18 protein-coding genes, 2 tRNA genes and 1 riboswitch are annotated in these 25,854 nt (G+C 51.2%); of the genes, 12 read left to right on the top strand and 8 right to left on the bottom strand.

What is annotated here, in order from left to right; translation table 11 throughout:
- Positions 1-131 precede the first annotated feature (131 nt).
- Positions 132-303, top strand: a riboswitch (Lysine riboswitch).
- A 75-nt stretch (positions 304-378) separates the two neighbouring features.
- Complete coding sequence (locus tag G462_RS0120285; RefSeq protein ID WP_026960594.1) at positions 379-1,986, top strand: Na+/H+ antiporter NhaC family protein; 1,608 nt, start codon at positions 379-381, stop codon at positions 1,984-1,986.
- A gap of 120 nt (positions 1,987-2,106) precedes the next feature.
- Here G462_RS0120285 and rsmS read toward each other — a convergent pair whose 3' ends face one another.
- From rsmS to dinG, 5 genes are all read right to left on the bottom strand, one after another.
- Positions 2,107-2,262 carry a pleiotropic regulatory protein RsmS gene (gene rsmS / locus G462_RS24415; RefSeq protein ID WP_084405168.1) on the bottom strand — a complete coding sequence of 52 codons (156 nt, stop codon included), beginning with the start codon at positions 2,260-2,262 and terminating at the stop codon, positions 2,107-2,109.
- A gap of 71 nt (positions 2,263-2,333) precedes the next feature.
- Complete coding sequence (locus G462_RS0120275; RefSeq protein ID WP_026960593.1) at positions 2,334-3,149, bottom strand: YccT family protein; 816 nt, start codon at positions 3,147-3,149, stop codon at positions 2,334-2,336.
- Between the two features lie 2 nt (positions 3,150-3,151).
- A complete protein-coding gene (gene priC, locus G462_RS0120270; protein ID WP_026960592.1) occupies positions 3,152-3,760 on the bottom strand; it encodes a primosomal replication protein PriC in 609 nt (202 codons plus the stop codon).
- On the bottom strand, positions 3,748-4,527 hold the full coding sequence (locus G462_RS0120265) for a sulfite exporter TauE/SafE family protein (RefSeq protein WP_026960591.1): 780 nt from the start codon (positions 4,525-4,527) through the stop codon (positions 3,748-3,750). The genes priC and G462_RS0120265 overlap by 13 nt, the downstream gene beginning before the upstream one ends.
- Before the next feature lie 5 nt (positions 4,528-4,532).
- A complete protein-coding gene (dinG, locus tag G462_RS0120260) occupies positions 4,533-6,548 on the bottom strand; it encodes an ATP-dependent DNA helicase DinG (protein WP_026960590.1) in 2,016 nt (671 codons plus the stop codon).
- A 396-nt stretch (positions 6,549-6,944) separates the two neighbouring features.
- On the opposite strand from dinG, the gene G462_RS0120255 reads away from it, so the two are divergent.
- The 3 genes from G462_RS0120255 (at position 6,945) to G462_RS0120245 (ending at position 10,970) form a co-directional block, all read left to right on the top strand.
- Positions 6,945-7,928, top strand: a complete 984-nt coding sequence (locus tag G462_RS0120255; RefSeq protein ID WP_026960589.1) for a porin — start codon at positions 6,945-6,947, stop codon at positions 7,926-7,928.
- Between the two features lie 356 nt (positions 7,929-8,284).
- Positions 8,285-9,280, top strand: a complete 996-nt coding sequence (locus G462_RS0120250; RefSeq protein ID WP_026960588.1) for a porin — start codon at positions 8,285-8,287, stop codon at positions 9,278-9,280.
- Between the two features lie 553 nt (positions 9,281-9,833).
- Positions 9,834-10,970, top strand: coding sequence for a porin (locus G462_RS0120245; protein ID WP_169720204.1), 1,137 nt, complete (start codon positions 9,834-9,836; stop codon positions 10,968-10,970).
- 61 nt (positions 10,971-11,031) lie between these two features.
- On the opposite strand, the gene G462_RS0120240 is transcribed toward G462_RS0120245, so the two are convergent.
- From G462_RS0120240 to G462_RS0120230, 3 genes are read right to left on the bottom strand one after another with little or no spacing between them, the layout of a single operon-like run.
- Positions 11,032-11,364, bottom strand: a complete 333-nt coding sequence (locus G462_RS0120240) for a TusE/DsrC/DsvC family sulfur relay protein (RefSeq protein ID WP_035478592.1) — start codon at positions 11,362-11,364, stop codon at positions 11,032-11,034.
- Positions 11,365-11,389: 25 nt separating this feature from the next.
- On the bottom strand, positions 11,390-13,441 hold the full coding sequence (locus G462_RS0120235; protein WP_084405164.1) for an FUSC family membrane protein: 2,052 nt from the start codon (positions 13,439-13,441) through the stop codon (positions 11,390-11,392).
- 50 nt (positions 13,442-13,491) lie between these two features.
- Positions 13,492-14,157 carry a Bax inhibitor-1/YccA family protein gene (locus tag G462_RS0120230; protein ID WP_026960584.1) on the bottom strand — a complete coding sequence of 222 codons (666 nt, stop codon included), beginning with the start codon at positions 14,155-14,157 and terminating at the stop codon, positions 13,492-13,494.
- 243 nt (positions 14,158-14,400) lie between these two features.
- On the opposite strand from G462_RS0120230, the gene G462_RS0120225 reads away from it, so the two are divergent.
- From G462_RS0120225 to G462_RS0120190, 8 genes are all read left to right on the top strand, one after another.
- Positions 14,401-15,318: a manganese-dependent inorganic pyrophosphatase gene (locus G462_RS0120225; RefSeq protein ID WP_026960583.1), complete on the top strand. Its 918-nt coding sequence runs from the start codon at positions 14,401-14,403 to the stop codon at positions 15,316-15,318.
- A 464-nt stretch (positions 15,319-15,782) separates the two neighbouring features.
- Complete coding sequence (gene gltB, locus G462_RS0120220) at positions 15,783-20,420, top strand: glutamate synthase large subunit (RefSeq protein ID WP_026960582.1); 4,638 nt, start codon at positions 15,783-15,785, stop codon at positions 20,418-20,420.
- A 9-nt stretch (positions 20,421-20,429) separates the two neighbouring features.
- Positions 20,430-21,920 (top strand): glutamate synthase subunit beta, encoded by a 1,491-nt coding sequence (locus tag G462_RS0120215; protein ID WP_026960581.1) that lies wholly within the window; start codon positions 20,430-20,432, stop codon positions 21,918-21,920.
- Positions 21,921-22,100: 180 nt separating this feature from the next.
- Positions 22,101-22,191 (top strand) — tRNA-Ser (locus G462_RS0120210).
- Positions 22,192-22,399: 208 nt separating this feature from the next.
- The gene (gene uvrY, locus G462_RS0120205; protein WP_026960580.1) at positions 22,400-23,044 is read left to right on the top strand and encodes a UvrY/SirA/GacA family response regulator transcription factor; all 645 of its coding nucleotides are present in this window, start codon (positions 22,400-22,402) and stop codon (positions 23,042-23,044) included.
- Positions 23,044-24,900, top strand: coding sequence for an excinuclease ABC subunit UvrC (gene uvrC / locus G462_RS0120200; protein ID WP_026960579.1), 1,857 nt, complete (start codon positions 23,044-23,046; stop codon positions 24,898-24,900). Before uvrY ends, uvrC begins: the two co-directional genes overlap by 1 nt.
- Positions 24,901-24,946: 46 nt before the next feature.
- Positions 24,947-25,489, top strand: coding sequence for a CDP-diacylglycerol--glycerol-3-phosphate 3-phosphatidyltransferase (pgsA, locus tag G462_RS0120195; protein WP_026960578.1), 543 nt, complete (start codon positions 24,947-24,949; stop codon positions 25,487-25,489).
- A 284-nt stretch (positions 25,490-25,773) separates the two neighbouring features.
- A tRNA-Gly gene (locus tag G462_RS0120190) sits at positions 25,774-25,849 on the top strand.
- The last annotated feature ends 5 nt before the right edge of the window (positions 25,850-25,854 follow it).

Raw genomic sequence — 25,854 nt, 5'->3', positions numbered from 1 at the left:
CTACTTGAATATAGACGAAAGCAGCTGGTTCGCTGGGGCTTGATGATTAAATTTTGCTCCTAGATAAATATTCGAAATATACAGCTTTGGCTAGTTGTAAGTATTGTGAATATCCCTATAATGTCGGCTAATCTTTTGGTAGAGGAGCTTTAGTCAAGAGTATTGCAACACCGGGTGATGCCTATGGGGTTGTGAGAAAGGGGCCAAAGCCGAAGTGGATAACACATCAATGTTATCTGCTGGTGCTGTACTTAACAGGTACAGTACTGTCATGGTTTTATACCGTGGAGCGCTACCGGTGATCAGCTCCCTTCGCAATAGTGGTTCTCTGATCTCGTGTATCGCTCCTAAGATGTTACACAGAAATACAGAGAACATATGCAAACACTACTTACAACCTATCCCGCACTGTCATTGCTGCCACCGCTTCTAGCACTAGGTATGGCGCTGATTACCCGCAAGGTTATCTTGTCACTGGCTGGCGGTATCATCCTTGGCGCGTTGCTGGTCAACAATTTTGTCCCTGGCGAAACCGCACAGTACATCTTTGATACTGCACTGGCTTTGGTGTGGGAATCAGCCGAATACGACGCCGCTGGTAATCTGCTTGAAGCGGGCGGACTCGAGCTGTGGAACGTTGAGATCATCATCTTCCTACTGGTACTCGGTGCGATGACCAGCATCATGACCCTAAGCGGTGCTACTCACGCCTTTGCAGAGAAAGCCAAGCAACGCCTGACTAAGCGTCGTGATGCCACCTTGCTAACGGCACTGCTAAGCTTCGTGGTCTTTGTGGATGATTACTTCCACAGCTTGGCCGTGGGTAGCGTTACCCGCCCGGTAACCGACCAGTTCAAGGTGAGCCGCGCCAAGCTAGCTTACTTGCTGGACTCAACAGCAGCGCCAATGTGTGTATTGATGCCGCTGTCGAGCTGGGGTGCCTACATCATCGCGCTAGTGGGTGGCCTACTGGTTACCCATGGCATGACCGAGATGGCGCCGCTAACCGCCTTTGTTGCGATGATCCCATTTAACTTCTATGCCCTGTTTGCGCTGATGTTGGCCTTGGCGGTTGCCTACTTCAATATCAACCTAGGCAGCATGAAGGTGCACGAAGAGCGCGCCCAGACTCAAGGCTTGCTGTTTGACCCGGCTAAACCAGAGCCTGCCGGTGCGAGCGCTGAGTTCGAAGAGTCAGCCAATGGCCAAGCAATGGGGCTGATCCTACCTATTCTGGTGCTGATCCTATCAACCTTCGCATGCTTTGTGATCACCGGTCATATGGCCTCTGAGCCAGAAGCTGGCTTCTCGATTCTGGCATCGCTGGAGAACACCGATGTGACCCGTTCACTGGTGATCGGTGCGGTATTGGCCACCGTTGTTGCGCTGGGCTTCACCATTACTCAAGGTGAATCTGCTGGCCGCATCGGTCACGCCACCCTGCTGGGCGCGAAATCAATGTTACCTGCCATCCTTATCCTGCTGTTCGCTTGGGGTATTGGCAGTGTGATTGGCGACCTGGAAACCGGTAAGTTCCTGGCCACTATGGTGGAAGATACGCTAAGCCCAAGCTTGCTGCCGCTATTGGTATTTATTCTGGCTGGCATCATGGCGTTCTCTACTGGTACTAGCTGGGGCACTTTCGGCATTATGTTGCCCATCGCTGCAGATATGGCGGCAGGTACCGATATCAGTCTGATGTTGCCAATGCTGTCGGCAGTACTGGCCGGTGCAGTATTTGGTGACCACGCATCGCCTATCTCAGATACCTCTATCCTGTCTTCAACCGGTGCGGCTTGTGACCATATGGACCACGTTAACACCCAGCTGCCTTACGCACTGCTGGCCGGTGGTATCAGTGTGGTTAGCTACCTGGTATATGGCTTCACCGGTAGCGTGATTCTGGCGCTGGGCCTTGGCTTAGCGATTCTGGCAGCGTTGGTAATCAAAGGCTGTCAAAACGCACCCGTTGCGCAGAACGCTTAACTAGCAAACTCGCTTAAACGCAAAAGCCCGGTGAATACCGGGCTTTTTTATGGCCGAACAACAGCCAAACAACGACCTATGATTGGGAGCGAGAAGGGCACTAGTGCCTATTAAGCGTAGTTACTCGCTGCGCTGTTGCTCCAGCTTATGATGGTAGTCTTGCTCAACGATTGCCAGCGCATCTAATACCACTTGCGGCTCAAGCTGGTTCTCTTCCAGCAGCTGGATCAGGTCGACGGCGAGCTTGATATGGGCAGGGGCGGTTTCTAAAGACATAGGGACCTTATTCGTTAGATAAAACAAAGGCCGGACAACCGGCCTTTATACGTTGCTGGCTTACTCAGATTCTACTGCTGAATAGCCCACACTTGAAACTGTTTACGGGTAGCTTCGTCCGCTTTACCGTACCAGAACTGCAGCATTTCCATTTCGGTACCGGCAGCTTCAGGTGCTTCGCCGGTAATCGCCCACACTTGAATCTGCTTGCGCGTCTCAACCGAGGCCTTATTAAACCAGAAGGTCAACATCTCCATTTCGGTGGTGTTGCTGGTGGAGGTTACCGCTGGCGCAGAGGCTGCTGGTGCTGCCGCTACAGCGGTAGTGGCTGCTGCAGTGGTCGCTGCCGCCGCAGGCTGGATAGCTTTTGGTTTTGGCGCCGCAGCCGCGCCTGCTGGCGTGGCGATAATCTGGCTAGCGTTTTGGCTTTCATAGGCCGCGATCTCTTCAAGGTAATCACGGTTTAGCTGGAAGCCTGGCTTAAGCGGCAGGTGGTAGTACTCGTGACGAACTTGGCCACCACGCTTGTCACTAACACTAAAGCGAGGTTTCTTCGCATATTCTTCTGCTTTACGCACGGTGCGCGGTGAGTCACCCTTTAGCACGATGTCTTGATCGGCGCTGAGCTCGAGGTTGATCACGATAGGGCCAGACGAAATAACTTCAGAGTTGTCTGAACCGCCAACGGTATCGCGATAGCGCACTACGACTTGGTGAACTCCACCGTCGAGATCAACTTTAGATTTGCTGGTAAAAAATGAGCTGACCTTCTCTTTATCCACGTAAAGCAGTTCGAAATTGGTCGGGACAGAAAAGCTCGCAGCAGCTAGTTGGGCACTGGCCAAGGCAGCGACAGCAGCTGTCATAGCTTTCGTAAAGAGGTGCATGTTTACTCCTTAAAGCGATTGCGGATGAGTTCCATTTTGTGTTCGATTTTCCAGGTGGCTTTCTGACACTCACCTAAGCGAGCCTGTAAAGCCAACAATTCGGCGCCCAGTCTAGCAGTTTCCTTGGGGTTAACGCTATTGCTACGCTGTTGATTTTTTGCGGCTATTTGTTGATTTAACTGTGTTTCGAAGTGCCGTTGCTGCTCAAGGCGACGTTGCAGCGCACTTAAGTCATCATTTTGTAGGGTTTGGTTTAGCTGGCGCTTCCACTGTTTCACCCGCTGTTGCTGCTGTTGGTTGCTTTGCTGCTGGTGGCTGCGGTAATTGGCACTGTTGAGCTGCTTTCTCAGCATGGCGAACTTGCCGACAAAGCGGTCGCGATAAAGAGCAAGTAAGTCGATATCTTGGCTCAGCTCGCTGAGCTTCACCAGCCGCTGCAGATCGTGAGTAAGCTCTTCTACATAGTCGAGGTAGTTATCACTGCGGCAGGAAAAGCGCTCGTCTAACACGCTCAACCGAGCATAGGCGTGGCGCTCGCCTTTTTGGTCGATCTGTTCTGCCAGTAAACGCAGCTCGTAGAGCTGGCGATTTAGACGATCTAGCTGAACCATGCTTGTAATGCCAACTTACCGGCGATGATCAGTACCACCGTAATAAACACCGGGCGAATAAACTTCGCGCCGAACTTAATCGCCGAGTGGGCGCCGATATAGGCCCCGACCATAATGCTAACGCCCATGCTCAAGCCCAGCGCCCAGGATACGTGCCCCAAGTACACAAAGGTTAGGAAGGAGACAAAGTTACTGGTAAAGTTCATCGCCTTGGCAAGGCCAGATGAGAGCAAAATGTTCATTTTGTACATTGCCATGGACGACACGGTCCAAAATGCGCCGGTTCCCGGGCCTGCCACACCATCATAAAAGCCCAGACTAAAGCCTTGGGTAAGGGTGCGACGATGGTGCTGGGGGCTTACCTCTGGCAGGGCATCTTTGCCTTCCGCCTGCTTGCGATTGATGATGGTGTAGATGGCGGTCGCGATAATCACCAGTGGCAGTAGCTTGTCCAGCCACGCAGTTGAGATAAAGTCGACCACAAAGGTGCCCACCGTGGCGCCCAACGCTGTGGCGACAAAACTCCAACGCCAGAATACTGGGTTAAATAGCTGCTTGCGATAATAGGTCCAGGCTGCAGTAGAAGAGCCAAAACTGGCCGCGAGCTTGTTGGTGCCCAAGGCGAGGTGAGGGGGAAGACCTATGCTGAGCAGCGCGGGTACCGTCAACAAGCCGCCGCCTCCGGCAATCGCATCGATAAATCCAGCGCTTAGGCCGACACCAACGACCAGCAGCAACACGGAAAGGTCAAAACCCAGTTCTAGCATTCAAATTACTCTTTGTGGTTATAGGGTGGTAGCGCGGCTATCAGCTGTTTTCCGTAACGGCGGGTGAGGATGCGCTGATCAAGGAGCTCGATTGTACCTGAGTCTTGCTCCTTTCTCATCAGTCTTCCGCAGCTTTGTAGCAACTTACGACTCGCCGCTGGCAGAGTTAACTGCATAAAGGGGCTAAGGTTTTTCGACTCTAGCAGCTCGGAGTGGCTCTGCATCACCGGATCGGTCGGTACTGCGAAAGGAAGGCGGGCGATGATCAGGTGAGTGAGGTAATCGCCGGGCAGATCGATGCCCTCGCTAAAGCCAATGGTAGCGAGAATCACCGATGGTTTTTTGTTGTCGCAACAACGGCGGTGTTTATCTAATAGTTGGTTGTTACTGAGCTCCCCTTGTATCCACAGGTTGTCGATACGCGGATCCATGGCTTGGCGCACTGAATCGACCAAGCGATAGGAGTTGCACAGCACGAGCACTGCAGCGCCTGCTTGGTAGGCTTTTAGCACCCGCTCAGCAACAAACGCGGGGTACTCGGTGGAGTTAGGATCCGGCTGCTGTTTGGGTACTAGCAAATCGACCCGCTTGTAGTCGAAGGGCGAGGGCAGTTTCACGATCTGCTCAGAGCTGAGCTTTTTCACCAAACCGGCTTGTTGCAAGAAGAAATCAAAGCGCCCCAGGGCGCTGAGGGTGGCAGAGACCGCCACAGCGGCGAAGGCTTCTTGCCATAATATGTTCTGCAAGATCCCACCAATCTCAATGGGGGAATGACAAAGCTGTAGCTCGTGTTCGCTACGCTGCAACCAATAGGCGTTGTTGGTGCTGGGCTCTTGATAGGCATACAGGCACTCCGCCCAACTTTCTACAAAATAAAGTAGCTGGTTGACCTGGGTGAGGTAGTTCTCAGCAACGCCGGCTTTTAGCTTGTTATCGTTAAACGCCTCTTGGATCGCCCCAGCATAGCTTTGCAGACAGGAACGCAGCTTGGTCGCTGCTGGGCGGGCGTTATTCGCCAAGTTAGTCAAAAAACTAGGCAGCTCGGCATTGGCAAAGCGCCAGTTGTGGTTGTCATCAAACTTAGTGGGGTTTTGAAATGCGAAATCGCTCAAGCTGGCAAAGCAACTGGCCAAGCTGGCACAACACTCTTTAAGGGTAAGTCGGTGGCCGTGTAGGCCGTGGAGATCGAGTTTGCTAACCAGCAGCTTATCGAACTGAACGATGGCCTTGAGTTGCTTGTCAGCATGTTTCACCGCCAGCGCACTGGCATTGGCCTCGCGGGCAATCTCGGGAAACTGATGGGCTTCGTCCAGTATATAGATGCAATCCTGAGCGGGAGGGAGGATATGGCCACTGCCCGCCAACAAATCCGCCAGCAGCAGGCTGTGGTTGGCGACAATCACATCCTGTTTCTTCAGCCCATGACGCGCCTTATGAAACGGGCAGTTGCGGTGTCGGGGGAACTGCGGGCTACAGCTAAGCCCATCTGCCTCGATCTGCTTCCACAAGCTGTCGGAGATCTTGGTTGGCCAGCTATCGCGATCGCCTTTCCATTTGTTCTGCTGAATCGCCGCCAGAAGCTTTTTCGACAGACTCTTCTGCCTATCGCTCAGACCTTTGCCATTGAACTCAAGGTTGGCAAGTTTGTGGGTACAGCAGTAGCGGTGGCGCCCTTTGGCCAGCGCAAACGAAAACTTACCTTCGGCGGCCAAGTGTAATAAAGGCAGGTCTTTTTCAATCAACTGTTGCTGCAACGATACCGTCGCAGTGGAGACCACCAAGGTCTTGTTAAATGCCTTGGCCAATGGAATGGCAGCAAGCAAATAGGCTAGAGATTTACCGGTACCGGTACCTGCTTCGGCCAGCAAAATACGTTGTTTACGATCTATATCACCGGCAATGGCGCGTGAAATTTGCGCAATGAGTGAGGCCTGCGCCGGGCGTGTAATAAAGCCCCGGTTCTGCTCTTGCAGTTGTTTGTACCAGTGTCGAATGGTGGATTTGTGTTTGCTACTTAACAAAAGTCAGCTCTTAAACTTGATGGATTTACTGCCGCCGGAAGTAGTGCCTGCCAACATTATATATGGAGGCGTTTCCCTCGATTTCCCGCATCACTACTTAGAATACCTCGCTCATTGTCTAAGTCGAAGATAAATATGCTGTTATGGGCAAAAATTGCAGCACGCGAAAAATACATATTTTTGACATATCTAGCTAAGAACTTCGCCTTTTAGAGTAGCTCTAACCGCTGCCCTGTGTAAGCGCATGATAAATCGCGCATTTACGAGTTTGCGAAAAAGTTCACAAAAAATATTGCAAAATGATTATGAGTTGATAAATTATTTTTGGCAGCGAGAAATCGCTGTTACACAGGGAATAATGGAACAAGTGTTTAATCGCAAAGAAAGGCACATAAAATGAAAAAGACAATTCTTGCAGTAGCTACTTCAGCTCTATTCGCAGCATCAGCGCAGGCAGCAACCGTTTACGATAGTGAAGATGTTAGCGTTAACCTTTATGGTCGTGCGCAATTCGATATTATCGACACTGGTGACGATACCGATGGCGTAGGCTCAGCACGCTTGGGCTTCAAAGCCAAATCTATGATCAGCGATGGTCTGTACGGCGTAGCTCGCGGTGAGTGGCAAGTCGCTGCAGAAAATGGTGACAGCAGCAAGTTTACTGCTCGTCACGTATATGCAGGTTTCTCAGGTGATTCTTGGGGTACTGTAGTATTCGGTCAAACCGATACTGCTTTCTATCAAGCCGTTGCGGCTACCGATATCTTCAACAAGTTCGGTTATGAAGCTTTCACCTTGGTTGAAGATGGTCGTCAAGAAGGTCAAATTGTGTACAACGGCGAGTTTGGTGGTCTTTACGTGGGCGCTTCTTACCAGTTCACTGATGAAAACTTCCAAATTTCAGCGGGTAATCCAGAGAACGATACGTCAGTAGTGATTGGTGACCTGGACAACAGTTTCGCAGCTACCGTTGGTTACAACACCGACTTCGGTCTGGGTGTTTACGGTGGTTTCCACGTAGAAGAGTTTGAAGGTGGTGCTGACAAAACTAACTACGCGCTTTCTGCAACCTACAGCCTGGATGCCCTATACTTGGCTGCGGTATACGTTTCTTCAGAAATTGACACTGCAACAGCTGATCTGGACATCACGGGTTACGACCTAGTGGCTTCTTACAACCTGGGGCAAACTGACATCTATGCAGGTTACGCAACGTCAGAAATTGAATCAGGCGGCGCATCTGCAGATCTCTCTGACGTATTCACTCTAGGCGTAAGCTACAAGTTCAACAGCAACATCAAAGTATTTGCAGAGTACGCTGCGCAGCAAATCTCTGGCGCTGATGATGCTTGGGATATCTCAGTTCAGTACAACTTCTAAGCTGTCCTGACACACGTAAGTTAATTGGAACTACCAGAAACCCGCTGCGGCGGGTTTTTTTATGGCTGAAGCCTTGAGCCGACATGGGTTGAGCTACGATCATTACTAACTAAAAACCTGTCTAATGCTGCAAGATACTGTTTCTTAGAACCTTCTTGATACTTAAAAGGTTAATTACTAAAGGTCACCTGTCTGACATAAAAGTTCCAAAAAATTTTAAAAAAAGCTTGAACTAGGTTTGATATTCGGCAAATATCTGTATCCGCAAATGGATGTGCTGCTGAAAAAATATAGTTCAGTCAATAATATCGTTACATGGAGAGTATGAATTACATACAACTTTAGGCAGTGGAAAAATGAAAAAAACCATTCTAGCAATGGCCGTTCCAGCTATGATGGCTGCAGGCACAACTCAAGCAGTAGAACTTTACAACGATGGCACTAACGCATTCTCTGTAGGCGGTCGTCTGGTACTGAAAGTTGAAGCTCGCGACCAGTCTGGCAAAGACAGCACTGTTAAGCTGCAAAACCAATCTTCACGCATCAACTTCGGCTTCAAGCGCCAGTTGAACGAAAACCTGCAAGCGCGCGCTCTGATGGAGTACGCCATGGTAAGCCCAGAGAAGAACGTTGATTCTTCTTTCACCAACCGTCTTGGTTTCATCGCGCTTGATCACAGCGATTACGGCTCTGTTGCCTTCGGTAAGCAATGGTCTACTTTCTACAACGTAGCTGGCGCTACCGATGTATTCTGGGTATACGGCGGTTCTGCGCTGGGTATCTACAGCAACGCTGGTGACGCTCGCGGCGCAGCTCGTGCTGACGAAGCTATCAAGTACGATATTGCTCTGGGCGGTCTAAACCTGTCTGCGATGTACCAGTTTGAAGGCGATGCAAGCAAAGCTGACTTCTACCGCGATGGCAGCTACTCTGCAGCCGCTAGCTACGATCTGGGTAACGGTCTAAGCTTCGGCGGTGCCTTCCTGGAAACCAAGATTGCTGACGAAGACAACGCTAAGCAGTACGTTCTAAATGCGACTTACAAGCTAGACAGCCTGACCACCGGCCTAAGCTACGGTGAGTCTAAAAACGTAGAAGACTTCGAAAAAGCCCGTGGCTACGAAGGTTTCGTAAGCTACAACTTCGCGTCAGGCTTCCAAGCTCACGCTGGTTTCAACATCCTGGAAGAGCGCAGCGGTGACGCTGAGCACAACGAGTACATCGTTGGCGGCTCTTACAACATGAGCGGCGTTATCATGTTTGCTGAGTACGCAAACATCGATATGAAAGACACCGCTGGCGCGAAATCTCGCGACAACAAAGGTGCTGTGGGCGTACGCTACCACTTCTAAGACTTGTTAAGTCTTATGATATGAAGCCACCGAAAGGTGGCTTTTTTAGTTTATGACCGGCGCTGAATAAGGTTGCCACTTCTCCTCAACCAGTAGGAGAGCTGTCATATAACCAATCACTAAGCGAATTCTACGTGATTAAGCCTTGCCTTTTAGTTTGCGGTCTTAGCACAAATCGAGAAGACAAAATGCTCTTCCACCACACACTCTATTGCCTTGGTATAGACCGCGAGTTACACGGCGCAATGTCGTTAGCTAACGCACTTTCAACTCTAATGCTCGCACTACATTAAATTTTAGCGAGTGTGCTTCTCTGCAGGTTCGATAACCTGCTCCATGAGCGCAAAATAGAATCAGCTGGAGCGATATGTTTCATTGTGTCGGCTAATGTAGCCTATATGTGACGGCACGGAATTACATACTACTTCGGTGGGTTATGCAGGATGAAATAACCACCAGCGCCGCTTGAGAGAGGGGATTGTGCGTGATGGTAAATTGAGCAATAAATGCTGTCATTTACATGACATCAAACTGTCATAAAAGTTCAAAAAAAATGAAAAAAAAACTTGAACGCAGCGTAAGCTTTTGCAAAATTGTGATCCAGCAAACGGAACGCCTGAGCAGGTGTTGCATTTGCAAAATATTTTGTTGCCCAGAATTGGGCAAGGGAAATGGATTAAATAACTACAAAGGCAGTGGAACAATGAAAAAAACAGTATTAGCTTTGGCTGTACCAGCGCTTCTGGCAACTGGCGCTACTCAGGCAGTTGAACTTTATAACGATGGCAGCGCAACTTTCAGCGTTGGCGGTCGTTTAAATCTGATGATTCTAAACAGCGACTCTTCAACCGTGCTGACCAACAACTCGTCTCGCATTAACTTTAACTTCAGCAAGACTATTACCGACAGCGTAACAGCTCGCTCTACGCTAGAGTACGGTCTAGGAAATCCTCAGAACAATAATGTTGATGAAGACACCGGTATTAGTACGTCTTTCTTCAACCGCCTTGCGTTTATCGCTTTCGACCACGATTCAGCTGGTTCTATCAGCTTTGGTAAGCAATGGTCAACCTACTACGAAGTTGCCGGCGCAACTGACGTATTCTGGGTAAATGGCGGTACAGCCATGGGCATCTACGGTGGTGGTGATGAGCGTGGTACTGCGCGTGCTGATGAGTCTGTTAAGTACGATAACAGCATCGGTAACTTCAACCTGTCTGCTCAATACCAGTTTGAAAACGAAAGCAACAACCGCGACTCAAGCTACGCACTTGCTGCTAGCTATGATTTCGACTTTGGTCTGAACATTGGTGCTGCATACCATGTAGCTGACTACACTGCTGCTGGTCAAAAAGACAGCAAGCAACTGGCTCTGGCTGCGACTTACGCAACTGATGCTTGGTATGCTTCTGTTGCTTACGCAGACCTGAAAGACCTGTACGACCGCAAGTCAAACGGTTACGAAGGCGTTGTAGCTTACACCTTCCCGAATGCCGTTCAACTGTACGCAGGTTTCAACTACTTGGACTACGATGCAGCTAGCACTCGTGACACTCAGTACATCGTGGGTGCGGCTTACTACATTGCTGGTGTTCGTTTCTACGGTGAATACGCTAACGTAGAAGAGAAAACCGGCGGTAGCAAAGCTGATGACGACCTGTTCGCTGTTGGTGTTCGCTACTACTTCTAATCTAACCTTAAGTTAGACAAAGAAAAGCCACCGTTCGCGGTGGCTTTTGTCGTTGCTGGCGCTAAATACATTTAACCGGTTTCGGCAGCCCGGCAATCTTAGTTGCTTGTTTCGCCGGCCCTTTCGGGAACAACTTATACAGATAGCGGCTATTTCCCTTATCCGGCCCAAATCGCTTGGCCATCGCTTTTACCAGCGCGCGCATGGCAGGGGAGGTGTTGAACTCCAGATAAAACTCGCGCACAAAGCGCACCACTTCCCAATGGGGTTCTTCTAGTTCGATCGCTTCTTGTTCGGCGATGATTGCTGCGAGTTGTTCGCTCCAGTCGTTGTGATCGCTCAGATAACCGTGTTTATCGGTGGCGATCTCGATGCCGTTAAGGCTCAGTGTCATGGTGTTTCTCTCTATTAGTAAGCTGCTACCATCCGCCTTCGCTGATCTCAGCTTGCATGCGGCTTACGTCTTCGGCGAGCAATTGTAATTGAAAAGCGATGATTTGTTCACTGCCTTGTAGCAGTGGCAACAACCTTCTGTTGGCCAGTGCCACATCTGTCGTAAGGTCGTTCACCGAGGCCTGCCATAGTTGGTTTTTCTCCAGATAGGCATGCAAGCTACCCAACTGGTTGCAAAAAAGCTGACAGATCCCATCGATCTCTTTGAGTGCTTTAGGGCTGATTTGCTGAGTACGGTGGGCAGACAGCGCGGCTGTATGGCTAACAAAGTTTTGATAGTGGCCAATAAAGCGATACAACTGCGGGCTGGTAGCGCGTTTAGATTGGGGCTCTGCCATCAGCTGTTGCCAGTGACGCAGCAAATGCGCGCTACTTTGCTGAGAGTAGTAGCGGGACATACGAAATTCTTGCAGCTCATCGCTTTGCTGCGCTAACAATTGAAGCGATACCGAGCGCAAATACTGTTGTCCGTGCAGCAAGGCATCAGCCACCGCGCCTTTGGTATGTTTTTCACCCCAATCGGGCCAAAACCAGCGTAATGCCGCGAGCGCCATCAAGCTGCCGCTTAGTGTGGCCACAAGACGAATCACCAACACTTGGCCGCCTTGGCTACCTTGTAAGGTCAGTGACAAGCCAACGAACAGCGTGATCAGGCACACCGCCAAGCCATAGTTGTGGTGGAAGAACAAAAAGAAGCTGAGTACCAGCGCCGCTAACAATAGCGATGCGGCAAACCATGGCAGGTATAGTTGGGCTAACAGCGCTGCCAACAAGATGCCGACTGCAGTGCCAATACTGCGCTGAGAAAAGCGGCTTTTAGTATCCTGATAGTTAGGCTTGGTGACCAGTACACAGCTCAGCATGAGCCAGAATGCCTGTTCGTGCCCAGACAGTAGCACTGCGCCGTAGCCTATCAGCATCAAGCTCGACACGCGCAGGGCATGGCGGTTGATGTTGGTATTGAGCGTTAGGCTTTGCTTTATGTAGCCTATTAATCCGCTGCCAGTGCGGGTCGTAAATTGATGTTCTGGCTCAGGGAACTCTGGCGGTTCGGCGAGCAGCTCAATACAGTGTTGCACGTTATCAAGCAGGCCGATAAGCGCGGGCGAATCAGGTTCGCTGCCCGCCAGTGCCTTTGCGCGTTGGGCGACCGCCGCGAGGTTATTCTCGTCATTGGTAATACAGCGTGAGAGGTCTACCAGCACCTGGCGTACTTGTGCCCGCAAACGCGGCTTGAGCTGCAGGCGCTGAATATCTGAGTAAGCAAAGTGCGCGGCGCTAAGTCGTTCAAACAATAATTGACCAAGGAAAAACGTATCCATTTGCTCTGAGCCAATCTGACCACGACGGCGCTGCTGCTGCAAAAACAGGCCGTAGCGGACCTGGCTGCCGCGCTCGGAGATGGCTGCGGCGCGTTCACGCAATTGCTGCAATATCTCTTGCGCATTGGCACCATCTTGAAACAGGCGTGCCTTACACACAGCGTAGCCGCTTAGTTGGCGATACATCTGTCGCAGCTGTTTATCTAAGCTAAGGGTTGGGAAGGCGCGATCGAATAGTAGCGCTGAGCTTGCGTAGATTAGGGCGCCAGTCACCAGCCAAAGTGGCTGCATCAATGGCTCGTCGATGCTGTGGTAGCCAAGCATGGTATACACCGCAACAATCAACGAGCTCAGTGCGATGGAGCCATATTTTTGCCCAACTACCGGCATCAGCATAAATAGATAGGTAGAGCTCACCAGCCCTAGCGCAAACAGCCAAGGGTAGGGGAACAATAGCGTGACTGAGAGGCTGGCAAGGCTAAAACTCACCAACATCATGGTAATGCTGGCAAAAGGTTGGCGATAGAAATCTGGCCCGTCGGCTAAACCTGCAGCAATCAGGCCCAATACCATCGTAAGGATGGTATCGCTGTCGAGCCAAGGAATGAGCGCACAAAAAACGATTGTGAGCAATCCGGCACGTAGTGCCCGAGGCCAATCGAGTTGATTAAGAAGAGTTGAAATAGTCTGTGTCATATAAAGAAACGCCCCGACTAGCGGGGCGTTTAGTACTGCATAATTTAGGTTTAGTCGTCGTTCATTACACCAAGGATGTGCAACAAGTGAACGAAGATGTTGAACAGGTTTAGGTACATGCTAACAGTTGCTGCGATGTAGTTGGTCTCCTCACCGCGTAGGATGCGGCTGGTGTCATACAGGATGAAACCAGAGAACAACATAACTACGGCGGCGCTGATAGCCAGGCTAGTTGCAGGCGTACCGAAGAAGATGTTCAGTACCATACAAATCAGCAACACAATCAGGCCTGCGCCCAGGAAGCCACCCATAAAGCTCATGTTCTTCTTGGTAGTCAGAACATAGCCCGACATGGCAAAGAAGATAAGGCCGGTCATGCCAAGTGCTTGCATAACAATCATTGGGCCTTGGTCCAAACTCACATAGTAGGTGAGTGTTGGGCCAAGCGATGCGCCCATCAATGAGGTGAACACAAAGGTCCAAACGATACCCATTGAAGAGTTAATGCTGCGTGGCAAAATAAACCATACGATGACGATGGCGCCGATCATCATGCCCAAAGAAGCCATAGGACCAATGCCAATCGCCATAGCAAATAAGGCAGCCAAGGCACTGGTGAACAAGGTCATCGAGAGCAGGGCGTAGGTGTTACGAAGTACTTTGTTGGTTTCTAAGGCAGAAACCGCAGAGTACTTAATGGTGCTTGGTTGGTTCATGTCATGACTCCGTAATTCAAATCAAACCACTCGGGCAAGAGTTCGCCCTAGTATAACGGCAAAAATCCCAAAAAGATCAAAGATCAAGGTCAAATAATCGAGTAAAACACTCAGGTTATTAGCAAACCTTTAACATTTTATGCCGTTTTTACAGCCTAATATCAAGGTCTAGTTGAACTCAAAGGCGCTGCGCCCTATCATCGCCAGACAGTTATCGTTATACAACTTAGAGTGGATATTTAGATGTTAGTTCTCGGACACACCAATCCCGATTGCGACAGTATCGCTGGTGCTATCTCACTGGCAGAGCTTTTAACCAAGAAAGGTACCCCGGCTACCGCGATTGCTCAAGGCACGCCGAATCCAGAAGCTCAGTTCCTGTTAGACAAGATCGGCTTTGATGCCCCGGAAGTGCGCACGGAAATCGCGGGTGAAGAAGTTTGGCTTATCGATTACTCAGATTGGGGCCAGGCACCAAAAGATGCCAAGCAAGCCACCATTCGTGGCATCGTTGATCACCACAAACTCGGTGATATCACCACCGCTGAACCGCTAGAGTGCTGGATCCGCCCAGTTGGCTGCAGCTGTACCATTGTTTACAGCATGTATAAAGCAGCAGACATTACTCCTAGTAAAGAAGCCGCTACCCTGATGTTGGGCGCCATTCTTAGCGATACCGTGAAGTTCAACTCGCCTACTTTTGTAGAAGAGGACCGCACCGCTGCATTGGCGTTAGCCGAGCTGGCTGGCGTTAGCGATGTTGAAGCCTTCGCCGACGAACAGTTTGCGGCTAAATCTGATGTGAGCAAGGTACCTGCTGATGAGCTGGTGCTACGTGATCAAAAAGTCTACGAGATCGGCGGCAAGCAATTCGCTATCGCTCAGCTCGAGCTGACTTCTCTGGACCCGGTACTGGCCCGTGAAGAAGAGCTGCAAACCGCGCTACAAAGCCTGAAAGACAACGAAGGCTACCATACTGCACTGGTGATTCTGACTGACATCAACGCCTTGACCTCAAAAGGCTTGATCTGCAGTGAAGAAGCCGAGCTGGTAACCGAAACACTAGGCGGCAGCTTCGAAGGTCAAATGATCGACCTGCCAGGCGTCGTTAGCCGCAAGAAGCAGGTAATGCCACCGCTGCAGAACCGTTTCGACGTGTAAGCGAGTAGGGTTTGATGAGCCGGGCTTTTGCCCGGCTTTTTTCTGCCTGAACGCCGCAAAATGACTTACCAATGAGTAAAACTTTCGTCATTTAATTACTTACGTGTCGTTGGCGATAGTTAAGTAGTTTAGATGGTGCATCAATTTGCAAAAATACTGAGATATTAGGCATATATGGTCAATATTTCGCATAACGACAGTTAATTATTTAACTAAATTATCTGTCAAGTGTGAAATTTACTTTCTACCTGTGGTAAGGTGTCCTTTCGGTCTGCCGAAAAAGCGACAAAGCTTCTGCTGGTAGATACTGGAAAATCAAGGGAAAGCAGAGTATTCGACTAACAATCTGCGGTAATGCCACCATTAATAAAGGTGGTCACTCCCAGCGAGAACTAAACGTGCTTTGGGATGAATAGCACTAGCGGTTAGGAACGCCCAAAGTAGCAGTAAATAGGAATTACTGGATGACAAACACAACTCAACACCATCAGGGCCTATACAGGCCAGACTTCGAGCACGATAGCTGCGGCATCGGCTTTGTTGCGCACCTGAAAGGGCGCAAGAGCCATGATGTAATTGAAAATGCCCTGACTATGCTCACCTGCATGGAACACCGGGGTGGAACCGGTTGCGACGTCGACAGCGGCGACGGCGCGGGTATTCTGATCCAACTTCCTCATGAATTCTTTAAAGAAGAAACCAGCAAGAATGGCATTAACCTGCCACAGCCCGGCGATTATGGCGTGGGTATGGTGTTCTTCCCAAGCGACGCGTCACTGCGTGATGAGTGTCGCTCGATTCTGAACCGCAACATTGAAAAGCTTGGGCTTAAACTGTTGGGTTACCGTTTGGTGCCAAAAGATAACAGCAGCTTGGGGCAAGCCTCACTGGACAACGAACCACAAATCGAGCAGGTGTTTATTGCCAAGCCAGCCAATCTTGAGCAGCAAGTGTTCGAGCGTAAGCTGTTTGTTCTGCGCAAATATACCCTGCATTTGGCCGATGCCACCGTGAGCGGCGTTGACGAAGACTTCTATATCTCTTCTATGTCATCGCGCACCATCGTATACAAAGGTCAGCTAACTACCGCGCAGGTACGTAAGTACTACTTAGACCTGCAAGAAGAGCGAGTCGTGTCGGCGATTGCGATGTTCCACTCGCGTTTTTCTACCAACACTTTCCCAGCTTGGCGTTTGGCTCAGCCATTCCGCTATATTGCCCACAACGGCGAAATTAACACCGTGAAAGGCAACGTAAACTGGATGCGCGCCCGCGAAGCGCTGTTTGCCAACATCAACTTCTCTAAAGAAGAGTTGGAGATGATCTACCCGGTGTGTGACCTGTCGCGCTCTGACTCGGCCAACCTCGATATGTGTGTTGAGCTGTTGGTAATGAGCGGTCGCCCGTTAGAGCAGGTGATGATGATGGTTGTGCCAGAGGCATGGCAAACCCAGGACGACATGGATCCAGTTAAGCGCGCCTTCTACGAGTACTACTCGTGTGTAATGGAGCCGTGGGATGGTCCAGCGTCTATCTCGTTCACCGACGGTAAAAAGATTGGCGCCACCCTAGACCGTAACGGTCTGCGTCCTTCGCGCTACCTGGTAACCGACGATGGCTTGGTGGTAATGGGCTCTGAAACCGGCGCCTTGGTTGTTGACCAAAGTAAAGTGGTGCAGAAAGGCCGCTTGCAGCCCGGTAAGATCTTTATTGCTGACCTAGAAGAAGGTCGCATCATCGCCGATGATGAAGTGAAGCAACGCGTATGTTCAAGCCAGCCTTATGGCGATTGGGTTGAGAACAACAAGATTGTTCTGGATGAGCTTCCACTGCCTTCCGGTAATGACCGCTTTGCCACCCAGCACAGCTTGGAGAAGCGCCAAAAGGCCTTCGGTTACAGCCAAGAAGACATTAACGCCATCCTTAAACCGATGGTAAATGGCGGTAAAGAGCCGCTGGGGGCAATGGGTACCGATACGCCATTGGCGATTCTGTCACAGCAGAACCCGCACCTCAGCCACTACTTCAAGCAGTTGTTTGCCCAGGTAACTAACCCGCCAATCGACCCTATCCGTGAAGAGATGGTGATGTCGCTGCGCACCTACGTGGGCGCCGACTTGAACCTGCTGGAAGAGACTGCACTTCATTGTCGTAAGGTCGAGATCAAACAGCCGCTGCTGACCAACGAGCAGTTGGCCAAACTGCGCCATGTGGATCAAAACCACTTCCAGGCGGCCACTATCCACACCACCTTCCAGGCCAATGGCAAAGAAGGCGAGTTGGAGAAGGCGTTGGAGCGCATCTGCCGTCACGCCAAAGACTACATCGAAGATGGTTTCTCTATCATCATCCTGAGTGACCGTAAGGTCGACAATGATCATGCGGCGATCCCATCTGTGCTGGCCACTGCAGCGGTTCACCACTACCTGATCCGCGAAGGTATCCGTGCGCAAGCCGATATTATCGTTGAGTCTGGCGATATCCGCGAAACGCACCACTTTGCCACTGTATTGGGCTTTGGCGCAGCCGCGGTTAACCCGTACTTGGCCATCGAAACCCTGTTCGACATGCGCGACCAAGGTATCTTGAGCACTGATCTGAGCAATGATCAGGTGATCGCCAAGTACACCAAGGGTATTGGCAGCGGTTTGTTGAAGATTTTCTCGAAGATGGGTATCTCAACCCTGCAATCCTACCAAGGTGCGCAGATCTTCGAAGCGCTGGGTATCAACCAAGAAGTGGTTGATAAATACTTCACCGGCACCGTAAGCCGTGTGGAAGGCTTGAGCCTGAATGACATCGCTGGCGAAGCACTGGCACGCCACCGTGAAGGCTTCCCAACCGATGACAACCCATTCGGTGATTTGCTGCTTAAATCTGGCGGTGAATACGCATGGCGTAAAGATGGCGAGCGTCACCTGTTCAACCCGAACACCATTCGTTTGCTGCAACACGCCAGTAGCACCAACAACTACGACGTGTTCAAAGACTATGCGCGGCACGTTGATAACCAAGCCAAAGAGTCGTACACCCTGCGTGGCTTGCTGAAGTTCAACTCCGATCGCCCAAGCATTCCGCTGAGCGAAGTGGAATCTGCCGATGATATCATGAAGCGTTTCGCTACCGGTGCGATGAGCTTCGGTTCGATCTCTTGGGAAGCGCACACCACCTTGGCGATTGCGATGAACCGCATTGGCGGTAAGTCCAACTCGGGTGAGGGCGGTGAGGATCCAATCCGTTTCGAGAAGATGGAAAATGGCGACTCGATGCTCTCCAAGATCAAGCAGGTCGCCTCTGGTCGTTTCGGTGTAACCAGCCACTACTTGGCGAATGCCGAAGAGCTGCAGATTAAGATGGCCCAGGGCGCGAAGCCCGGTGAAGGTGGTCAGCTGCCCGGTGATAAAGTAGATGCATGGATCGGTAAGACCCGTGGTTCTACTCCGGGTGTAGGCTTGATTTCACCTCCGCCGCACCACGATATCTACTCGATTGAAGATTTGGCGCAGCTTATTTATGACCTGAAGAACGCTAACCGCGACGCGCGTATCAACGTGAAGTTGGTATCTGAGGCGGGTGTTGGCACCATCGCATCGGGCGTATGTAAGGGCTATGCCGACGTGGTACTGATTGCTGGCCACGATGGTGGTACCGGTGCATCGCCACTGAGTTCGATTAAGCACGCGGGTCTGCCGTGGGAGCTGGGGCTGGCTGAAACCAACCAAACCCTGATTAAGAACCGCCTGCGCTCGCGTATCGTGGTTCAAGCCGACGGTCAGATGAAGACTCCGCGCGACCTTGCTATCGCAACCCTGCTAGGTGCGGAAGAGTGGGGCGTAGCAACCGCTGCCTTGGTGGTAGAAGGTTGTACCATGATGCGTAAGTGTCACTTGAACACTTGTCCTGTGGGTATCGCGACCCAAGACCGTCGCCTGCGTGAGCGCTACAAAGGTCAGGTAGATCACGTGGTGAACTTCTTCACCATGCTGGCTGAAGGTCTGCGTGAGATTATGGCTGAGCTGGGCTTCCGTAGCATCAACGAGATGGTTGGCCAGGTTCAGTGTCTGTCACCACGTGAAGATCTGGAAACGTCTAAGCAGAAGAGCGTTAACCTATCGCCAATCCTGTTCAAGGAGCCTCTGGGCGAAGGCGAAACCAACTACTGTAGCAGCGAGCAGCAACACCTGATCCACGATATCGTGGACCGACAGCTAATCAAAGATGCCAGCGAAGCCCTCGAGTCGGCCAAGCCGGTATCGCTGAGCTACGACATCATTAACACTAACCGAAGCGTTGGTACCATGGTGTCGAACGAAGTATCCAAGCGCTACGGCGCAGAGGGTTTGGCTGAAGACACCATAAAAGTGAAGTTCGATGGTAGTGCCGGTCAAAGCTTCGCAGCCTTCGCCGCTAAAGGCGTGAGCTTCGAGCTTGAAGGCGATGCCAACGACTACTTCGGTAAAGGCCTGTCAGGTGCCAAGCTAGTTGTTTACCCAGCTAAACAAGCACCATTCGCCGCGCGCGATAACATCATCATTGGTAACGTGGCCTTCTTCGGCGGCACCTCGGGTGAAGCCTTTATCCGAGGTATCGCAGGTGAGCGTTTCTGTGTACGCAACTCTGGTGTGACTGCGGTTGTTGAAGGCGTGGGCGACCATGGCTGTGAATACATGACCGGTGGTAAAGCCGTCATCCTGGGTGAGACCGGTCGTAACTTCGCTGCCGGTATGTCAGGCGGTGTTGCTTACGTACTGGATCGCAGCGGCAAGTTCGCTGAGCGTTGCAACATGGAGATGGTGCGCCTAGGCGGAATCGACGATGAGCAGGAAGCCTCAGAGCTGAAAGCGCTTATCGAGAAACACTATCAGAACACCGAATCTGACGTGGCTAAAGAGCTGTTGGATGATTGGCAGGTAGCGGTTAAGCAGTTCGTACGTGTTATGCCGACTGACTACGAGCGCATGCAGGGTTACATGAAGCAAGCGCGTGAGTCTGGTCAGTACGACAATGACTACGATATTGCGGTAGCGGCATTTGATATGCACCTTGCCAAAGTCAACGAAGCGAAAGAAGCGGCCAAAGCTGCCAAGCCAGCGACAGTTTAGGAGAGAGAAATGGCTAATCCAACTGGATTTTTAGAGATAGAAAGGAAGCTGGCTGCGGACCGAGATCCGGCTGAGCGTCTAATTGATTGGCTAGAAGTAAAAAGCCCAATGAGTGAACAGGCTACCAAGGACCAGGCATCACGCTGCATGGACTGTGGTATCCCGTTCTGTCACTCCGGTGACTCATCGGTCGCCCCTCGGGTAGCCGGTTGTCCGATTAACAACCTGATCCCTGAGTGGAATGACTTGGTGTATCGCGGCCGCTGGCAAGATGCCATCGACCGTCTGCACAAGACCAATAACTTCCCAGAGTTCACTGGCCGGGTTTGTCCTGCGCCGTGTGAAGACTCGTGTGTTCTGGGGATCAATGCGCCACCGGTGGCCATTAAGAACCAAGAGTACAACATCATCGAGCGCGCCTTTAAAGAGGGCTGGGTGAAGGCCAATCCGCCGAAAACCCGCACTGGTAAAAAGGTCGCTGTTGTCGGTTCAGGCCCCGCCGGCCTGGCCGCCGCTGCGCAGCTTAACTCTGCTGGTCACAAGGTAACAGTATACGAGCGTGCCGACCGTATCGGTGGCCTGCTGATGTACGGTATTCCGAACATGAAGCTGCAGAAAGAGATCGTTGAGCGCCGTATCGACCTGATGCGCGAAGAGGGCATTGAGTTCAAGACTGGCGTTGAAGTGGGTAAAGACATCTCAGTGACGCGTCTAAACGATGACTACGACGCGCTGCTAATCGCGACCGGTGCAACCGTGCCGCGCGATCTGCCAGTGGAAGGCCGCCAGCTTGAAGGCGTGCACTTCGCCATGGAGTTCTTGGGCAAAAACACCAAGAGCTTACTGGACAGCAACCTGGAAGATGGCAACTACATCAGCGCGAAAGACAAGCATGTGGTGGTTATCGGTGGTGGTGATACCGGCACCGACTGTGTGGGTACCTCGCTGCGCCATAAGTGTGCTCAGGTAACACAGCTTGAGATTATGCCTCAGCCTCCGGAAGAGCGGGCGTCTGATAACCCATGGCCCGAGTTTAAGCGCACCCTTAAGCGTGACTACGGTCAAGACGAAGCTATCGCCATTCAAGGCGAAGATCCACGTCGCTACCTGGTAATGACGCAGAAGCTGGAAGGCAACGAGCAAGGCCAAGTGACTGCCGTTCACACCGTGAAAATCGAGTGGACCAAGAACGCTTCAGGTCAAATGGTGCCTCAGCCAGTACCGGGCAGCGAAGAAGTTATCAAGGCCGACCTGGTGTTGCTGGCAATGGGCTTCTTAGGTCCAGAGGCGGCAATCATCGACGAGTTGGGTGTAGAGAAAGATGCACGCAGCAACGCGAAAGCTGAATACGGTGAGTACGCCACAAGCGCGAAAGGCGTGTTTGCTGCGGGTGATGCCCGTCGTGGACAGAGCCTGATCGTGTGGGCAATCAACGAAGGCCGTGGTGCTGCACAAGCCATCGACACCTTCTTGATGGGTAAGAGCTACCTGCCTCGCTAAGTGAAACGCTTGTTGAAACAAAAAAGGGCTCGCTACGGCGAGCCCTTTTTGCATTTGCTTAACCAAGCGGTAGAGCACTGAAAACACACAGATTGATCGGCAAACAAGCAAACAACACAGTTTGACGATTTAACTGTTTACAAGCAGCAAATCGCTCAGTATTATGCGCCCGTCTTCTGCGGAGGGGTGGCAGAGTGGTCGAATGCACCGGTCTTGAAAACCGGCGTGGGTTAATAGCTCACCGAGAGTTCAAATCTCTCCCCCTCCGCCATCTACTAAACCGAGCCTCTAGCTCGGTTTTTTTTATGTCTTGTTTTTGCCTGCGTTGGTAGGTACTTCGCTTTTAGACTCTTTTCCTACTAATTCGACTAACATTATCAGTGGTAAATACTTTTCTTTTTTATATCGTTGGGATATAAAGTTTTCTGGTTGCGCAACTGCTCAACTAACGATGTTTCCAACAGCCTGGAGTATACCCTTTGATTAATGTCTTTCTGGTTGATGACCATGAGCTTGTTCGTAAAGGAATTCGACGCATATTAGAGGACGTAAGAGGCTTTAAAGTTATCGGTGAAGCACAGAGTGGCGAAGAAGCGGTGCAATGGTGTCGTCAGAACCAAGCCAGCGTCATTCTGATGGATATGAACATGCCCGGTATTGGTGGGGTAGAAGCCACCCGCAAGATCCTGCGCTATAACCCTGATGCCAAAATCATTGTACTCACCGTACATACCGAGAATCCATTCCCCGCCAAGGTAATGCAGGCCGGCGCCTGTGGCTACCTGACCAAGAGCGCGGCACCTGAAGAGATGCTCAACGCTATCCGTGCCGTCAATGCGGGTCAGCGTTATCTCTCACCGGAGATCGCTCAACAGATGGCGCTTAGCCAGTTTAGCTCGCCGGGAGAGAATCCTTTCGACGCGCTGTCTGAGCGAGAGCTGCAAATTATGCTGATGATCACCCGGGGTGAGAAGGTTAACGACATCTCAGAGCAGCTTAGCCTGAGCCCGAAAACCGTTAACTCCTACCGTTATCGCCTGTTCGAAAAGCTCAGTATTAAAGGCGACGTAGAGCTAACCCATTTGGCGATCCGCCACGGAATGATCGATTCCGAAAAACTGTAATGTCGCAGCCGCTTCAACCTGACTCCGCGGATACGGAAGGCTTTGACAGCAAAGCCTTCCTCAAGCGAGTGACCGAAGAAAGTGGCGTCTATCGCATGTATAGCGCCGCCGACGAGGTTATCTATGTCGGCAAGGCGAAGTCACTCAAGAAACGCTTAAGCTCCTATTTTCGCAAGCGGGTCGACAGCGCGAAAACCCGCGCCTTAGTCAGCCAAATTGCGCGCATTGAAGTAACGGTCACCCATACCGAAACAGAAGCGCTGATCCTCGAACACAACCTGATCAAAAAGTACTTACCCAAGTACAACGTGTTGTTGCGCGACGACAAAAGCTATCCATACATTCTGGTTACCGATCATAAGCACCCGCGTATTGGTATGCACCGAGGGCCTCGTCGAGCCAAAGGCGAGTATTTCGGTCCGTACCCCAATGGCGGCGCCGTACACAAAAGCCTGCACCTGATGCAGCGCTTGTTTCCTATTCGCCAATGTAGTGATAACGAGTACGCCAATCGTACCCGCCCGTGTTTGCAGTATCAGTTGAAACGCTGCTCTGGCCCGTGTGTGAAAGGCTTGATCAGTGACGACGATTATCAGCAGCAAGTCAATCTGGCGCGAATGTTCCTCAAGGGCAAAAGCCAGGAAGTGATCAACCTGCTGGTAGAGAAGATGCAGCAAGCCAGTAGCGAACTGGCCTTTGAAAAAGCTGCGGCGCTGCGCGATCAGATCCAGGCGATGCGCGCCGTACAAGAGCAGCAGTTTGTAACTGGCAACGTCGGCCATAGCGACGTGATTGGCTTTGCCTTCTCTAACGGTGTCGCAGTAGTGCACCTACTAATGATCCGTGATGGCCAAGTGCTGGGCAGTCGCTCCTACTACCCAAAGGTGCCTGCTCAGGTTGAACCAGAAGAAGTGCTGCGCAGCTTTGTGTTGCAGTACTACCTCTCAGAGCAGCGTCAAAGCAGCCGGGTAGAGGAAATCTTACTGCCAAGTCTGGATGAAGATTGGGACGCGATTGCCAGCGTGCTGTCTGAGCAGTCGCAGCTGAGCGTGTCATTACGCGTGCCTAAACGCGGCGAGAAGCAACGCTTTGTTGCGCTGGCCAATACCAACGCTGACAACGCCCTGCAGACCAAGCTAACCCAGCGCAGCACCGTGCATCAGCGCATTACCGAGTTAGAAGCCGTGTTGGATATGCAGCAGCCCATCAAGCGTATGGAGTGTTTCGATATCAGCCATACCCAAGGCGAGCTGACCGTGGCCTCTTGCGTGGTGTTCAACCGTGAAGGGCCGCTTAAAACCGATTATCGCCGCTTCAACATCGAAGGTATTACCGGCGGTGATGATTACGCGGCGATGCAACAAGCGCTGCTGCGTCGCTATGGCAAACAGCAGTCAGCCGATAAGATCCCCGACATTCTGTTTATCGATGGGGGCAAGGGGCAGGTGAATGCCGCCTTCAAGGTGATTGAATCGCTGGATATGGAGCGTCAGCCATTGCTGGTCGGCGTTGCCAAAGGTGTGACGCGTAAGCCCGGCCTCGAAACGCTACTGATCGGCGAGAGCCGCAGGGAAGAGCATCTACCTTCGGATTCTAAGGCCTTGCACCTTATCCAACATATTCGCGATGAAAGCCATCGTTTTGCGATTACCGGTCATCGAAACCGCCGCGATAAAGCCCGCCAGCAGAGTAGTTTAGAAAAGATCCCAGGAGTGGGGCCGAAGAAGCGTCAGGCTCTACTGAGCTATCTGGGCGGTTTGCAGCAAGTTAAGCAGGCCAGCGTGGAGGAGTTAAGTAAAGTGCCAGGGATTAGCAATGAACTGGCGCACAATATTCATGATGCATTGCATCACTAGCCGTTTTTATGCACCATAGCGCCATCAATGCTGTTAATGACACACTATGAACAATATCCCAAATATACTGACACTGTTCCGAGTCGTACTGATTCCGTTTTTTCTTATCGCCTTCTATCTTCCTGTCGAATGGGCATATATCGCTGCAGCACTGATTTTCAGTTTGGCGGCAATCACCGACTACCTTGACGGTTATCTGGCGCGCAAACTAGAGCAAAGCACCCCATTTGGGGCGTTTTTGGACCCAGTGGCCGATAAAGTGATGGTTGTTACTGCACTGGTAGTCTTGGTTCATCACTATCAAGATTTGTGGGTAACCATTCCTGCCGTGGTGATGGTCGCGCGCGAAGTGATCATCTCGGCACTGCGCGAGTGGATGGCAGAACTGGGTAAACGCTCCACGGTTGCGGTGTCAAATATCGGCAAGTACAAGACCACCTTCCAGATGATCTCGCTAATTGTGCTAATCGCTCAGCTACACCCAATGCTGCATATCGTTGGTATGGTTAGTTTATGGCTGGCAACGGGCCTAACTCTTTGGTCTATGGTGGTTTATTTACGCGCAGCTTGGCCAGTATTAATGCGTTAAGTGCACTAAATAAACGTTGCGGGCTAGTTTTTACTCGAACAGTCAAAAACATTAAAAAAGACTGTTGACCTAAATCCTGAGGCCGCTACAATGCACAGCACATCGAGGGGGCAGGGCGCTAAACCAGCTTCTTCGGTATCAGCAAGACCTCTTGCTTGAACGGGAAGCTTAGCTTTCAGTTCGCAAAATGAAGCGGCACTAGCTCAGTGTGGATATAGAGAGTAGCGCAACCTCGGTTGCCGTTGCAGCAAACTCCTCAGTGAATTAGTAATGCTCAAAATGAAGCGGCACTAGCTCAGCTGGTAGAGCGCAACCTTGCCAAGGTTGAGGTCACGAGTTCGAACCTCGTGTGCCGCTCCAAATTT

Origin of the sequence: Aliagarivorans taiwanensis DSM 22990 (assembly GCF_000429505.1) — a bacterium.
GTDB classification, from domain to species: Bacteria; Pseudomonadota; Gammaproteobacteria; order Enterobacterales; family Celerinatantimonadaceae; genus Aliagarivorans; species Aliagarivorans taiwanensis.
The sequence above is the reverse complement of the archived record's forward strand: the minus strand, read 5'-3'. Positions and strand labels throughout refer to the sequence as shown.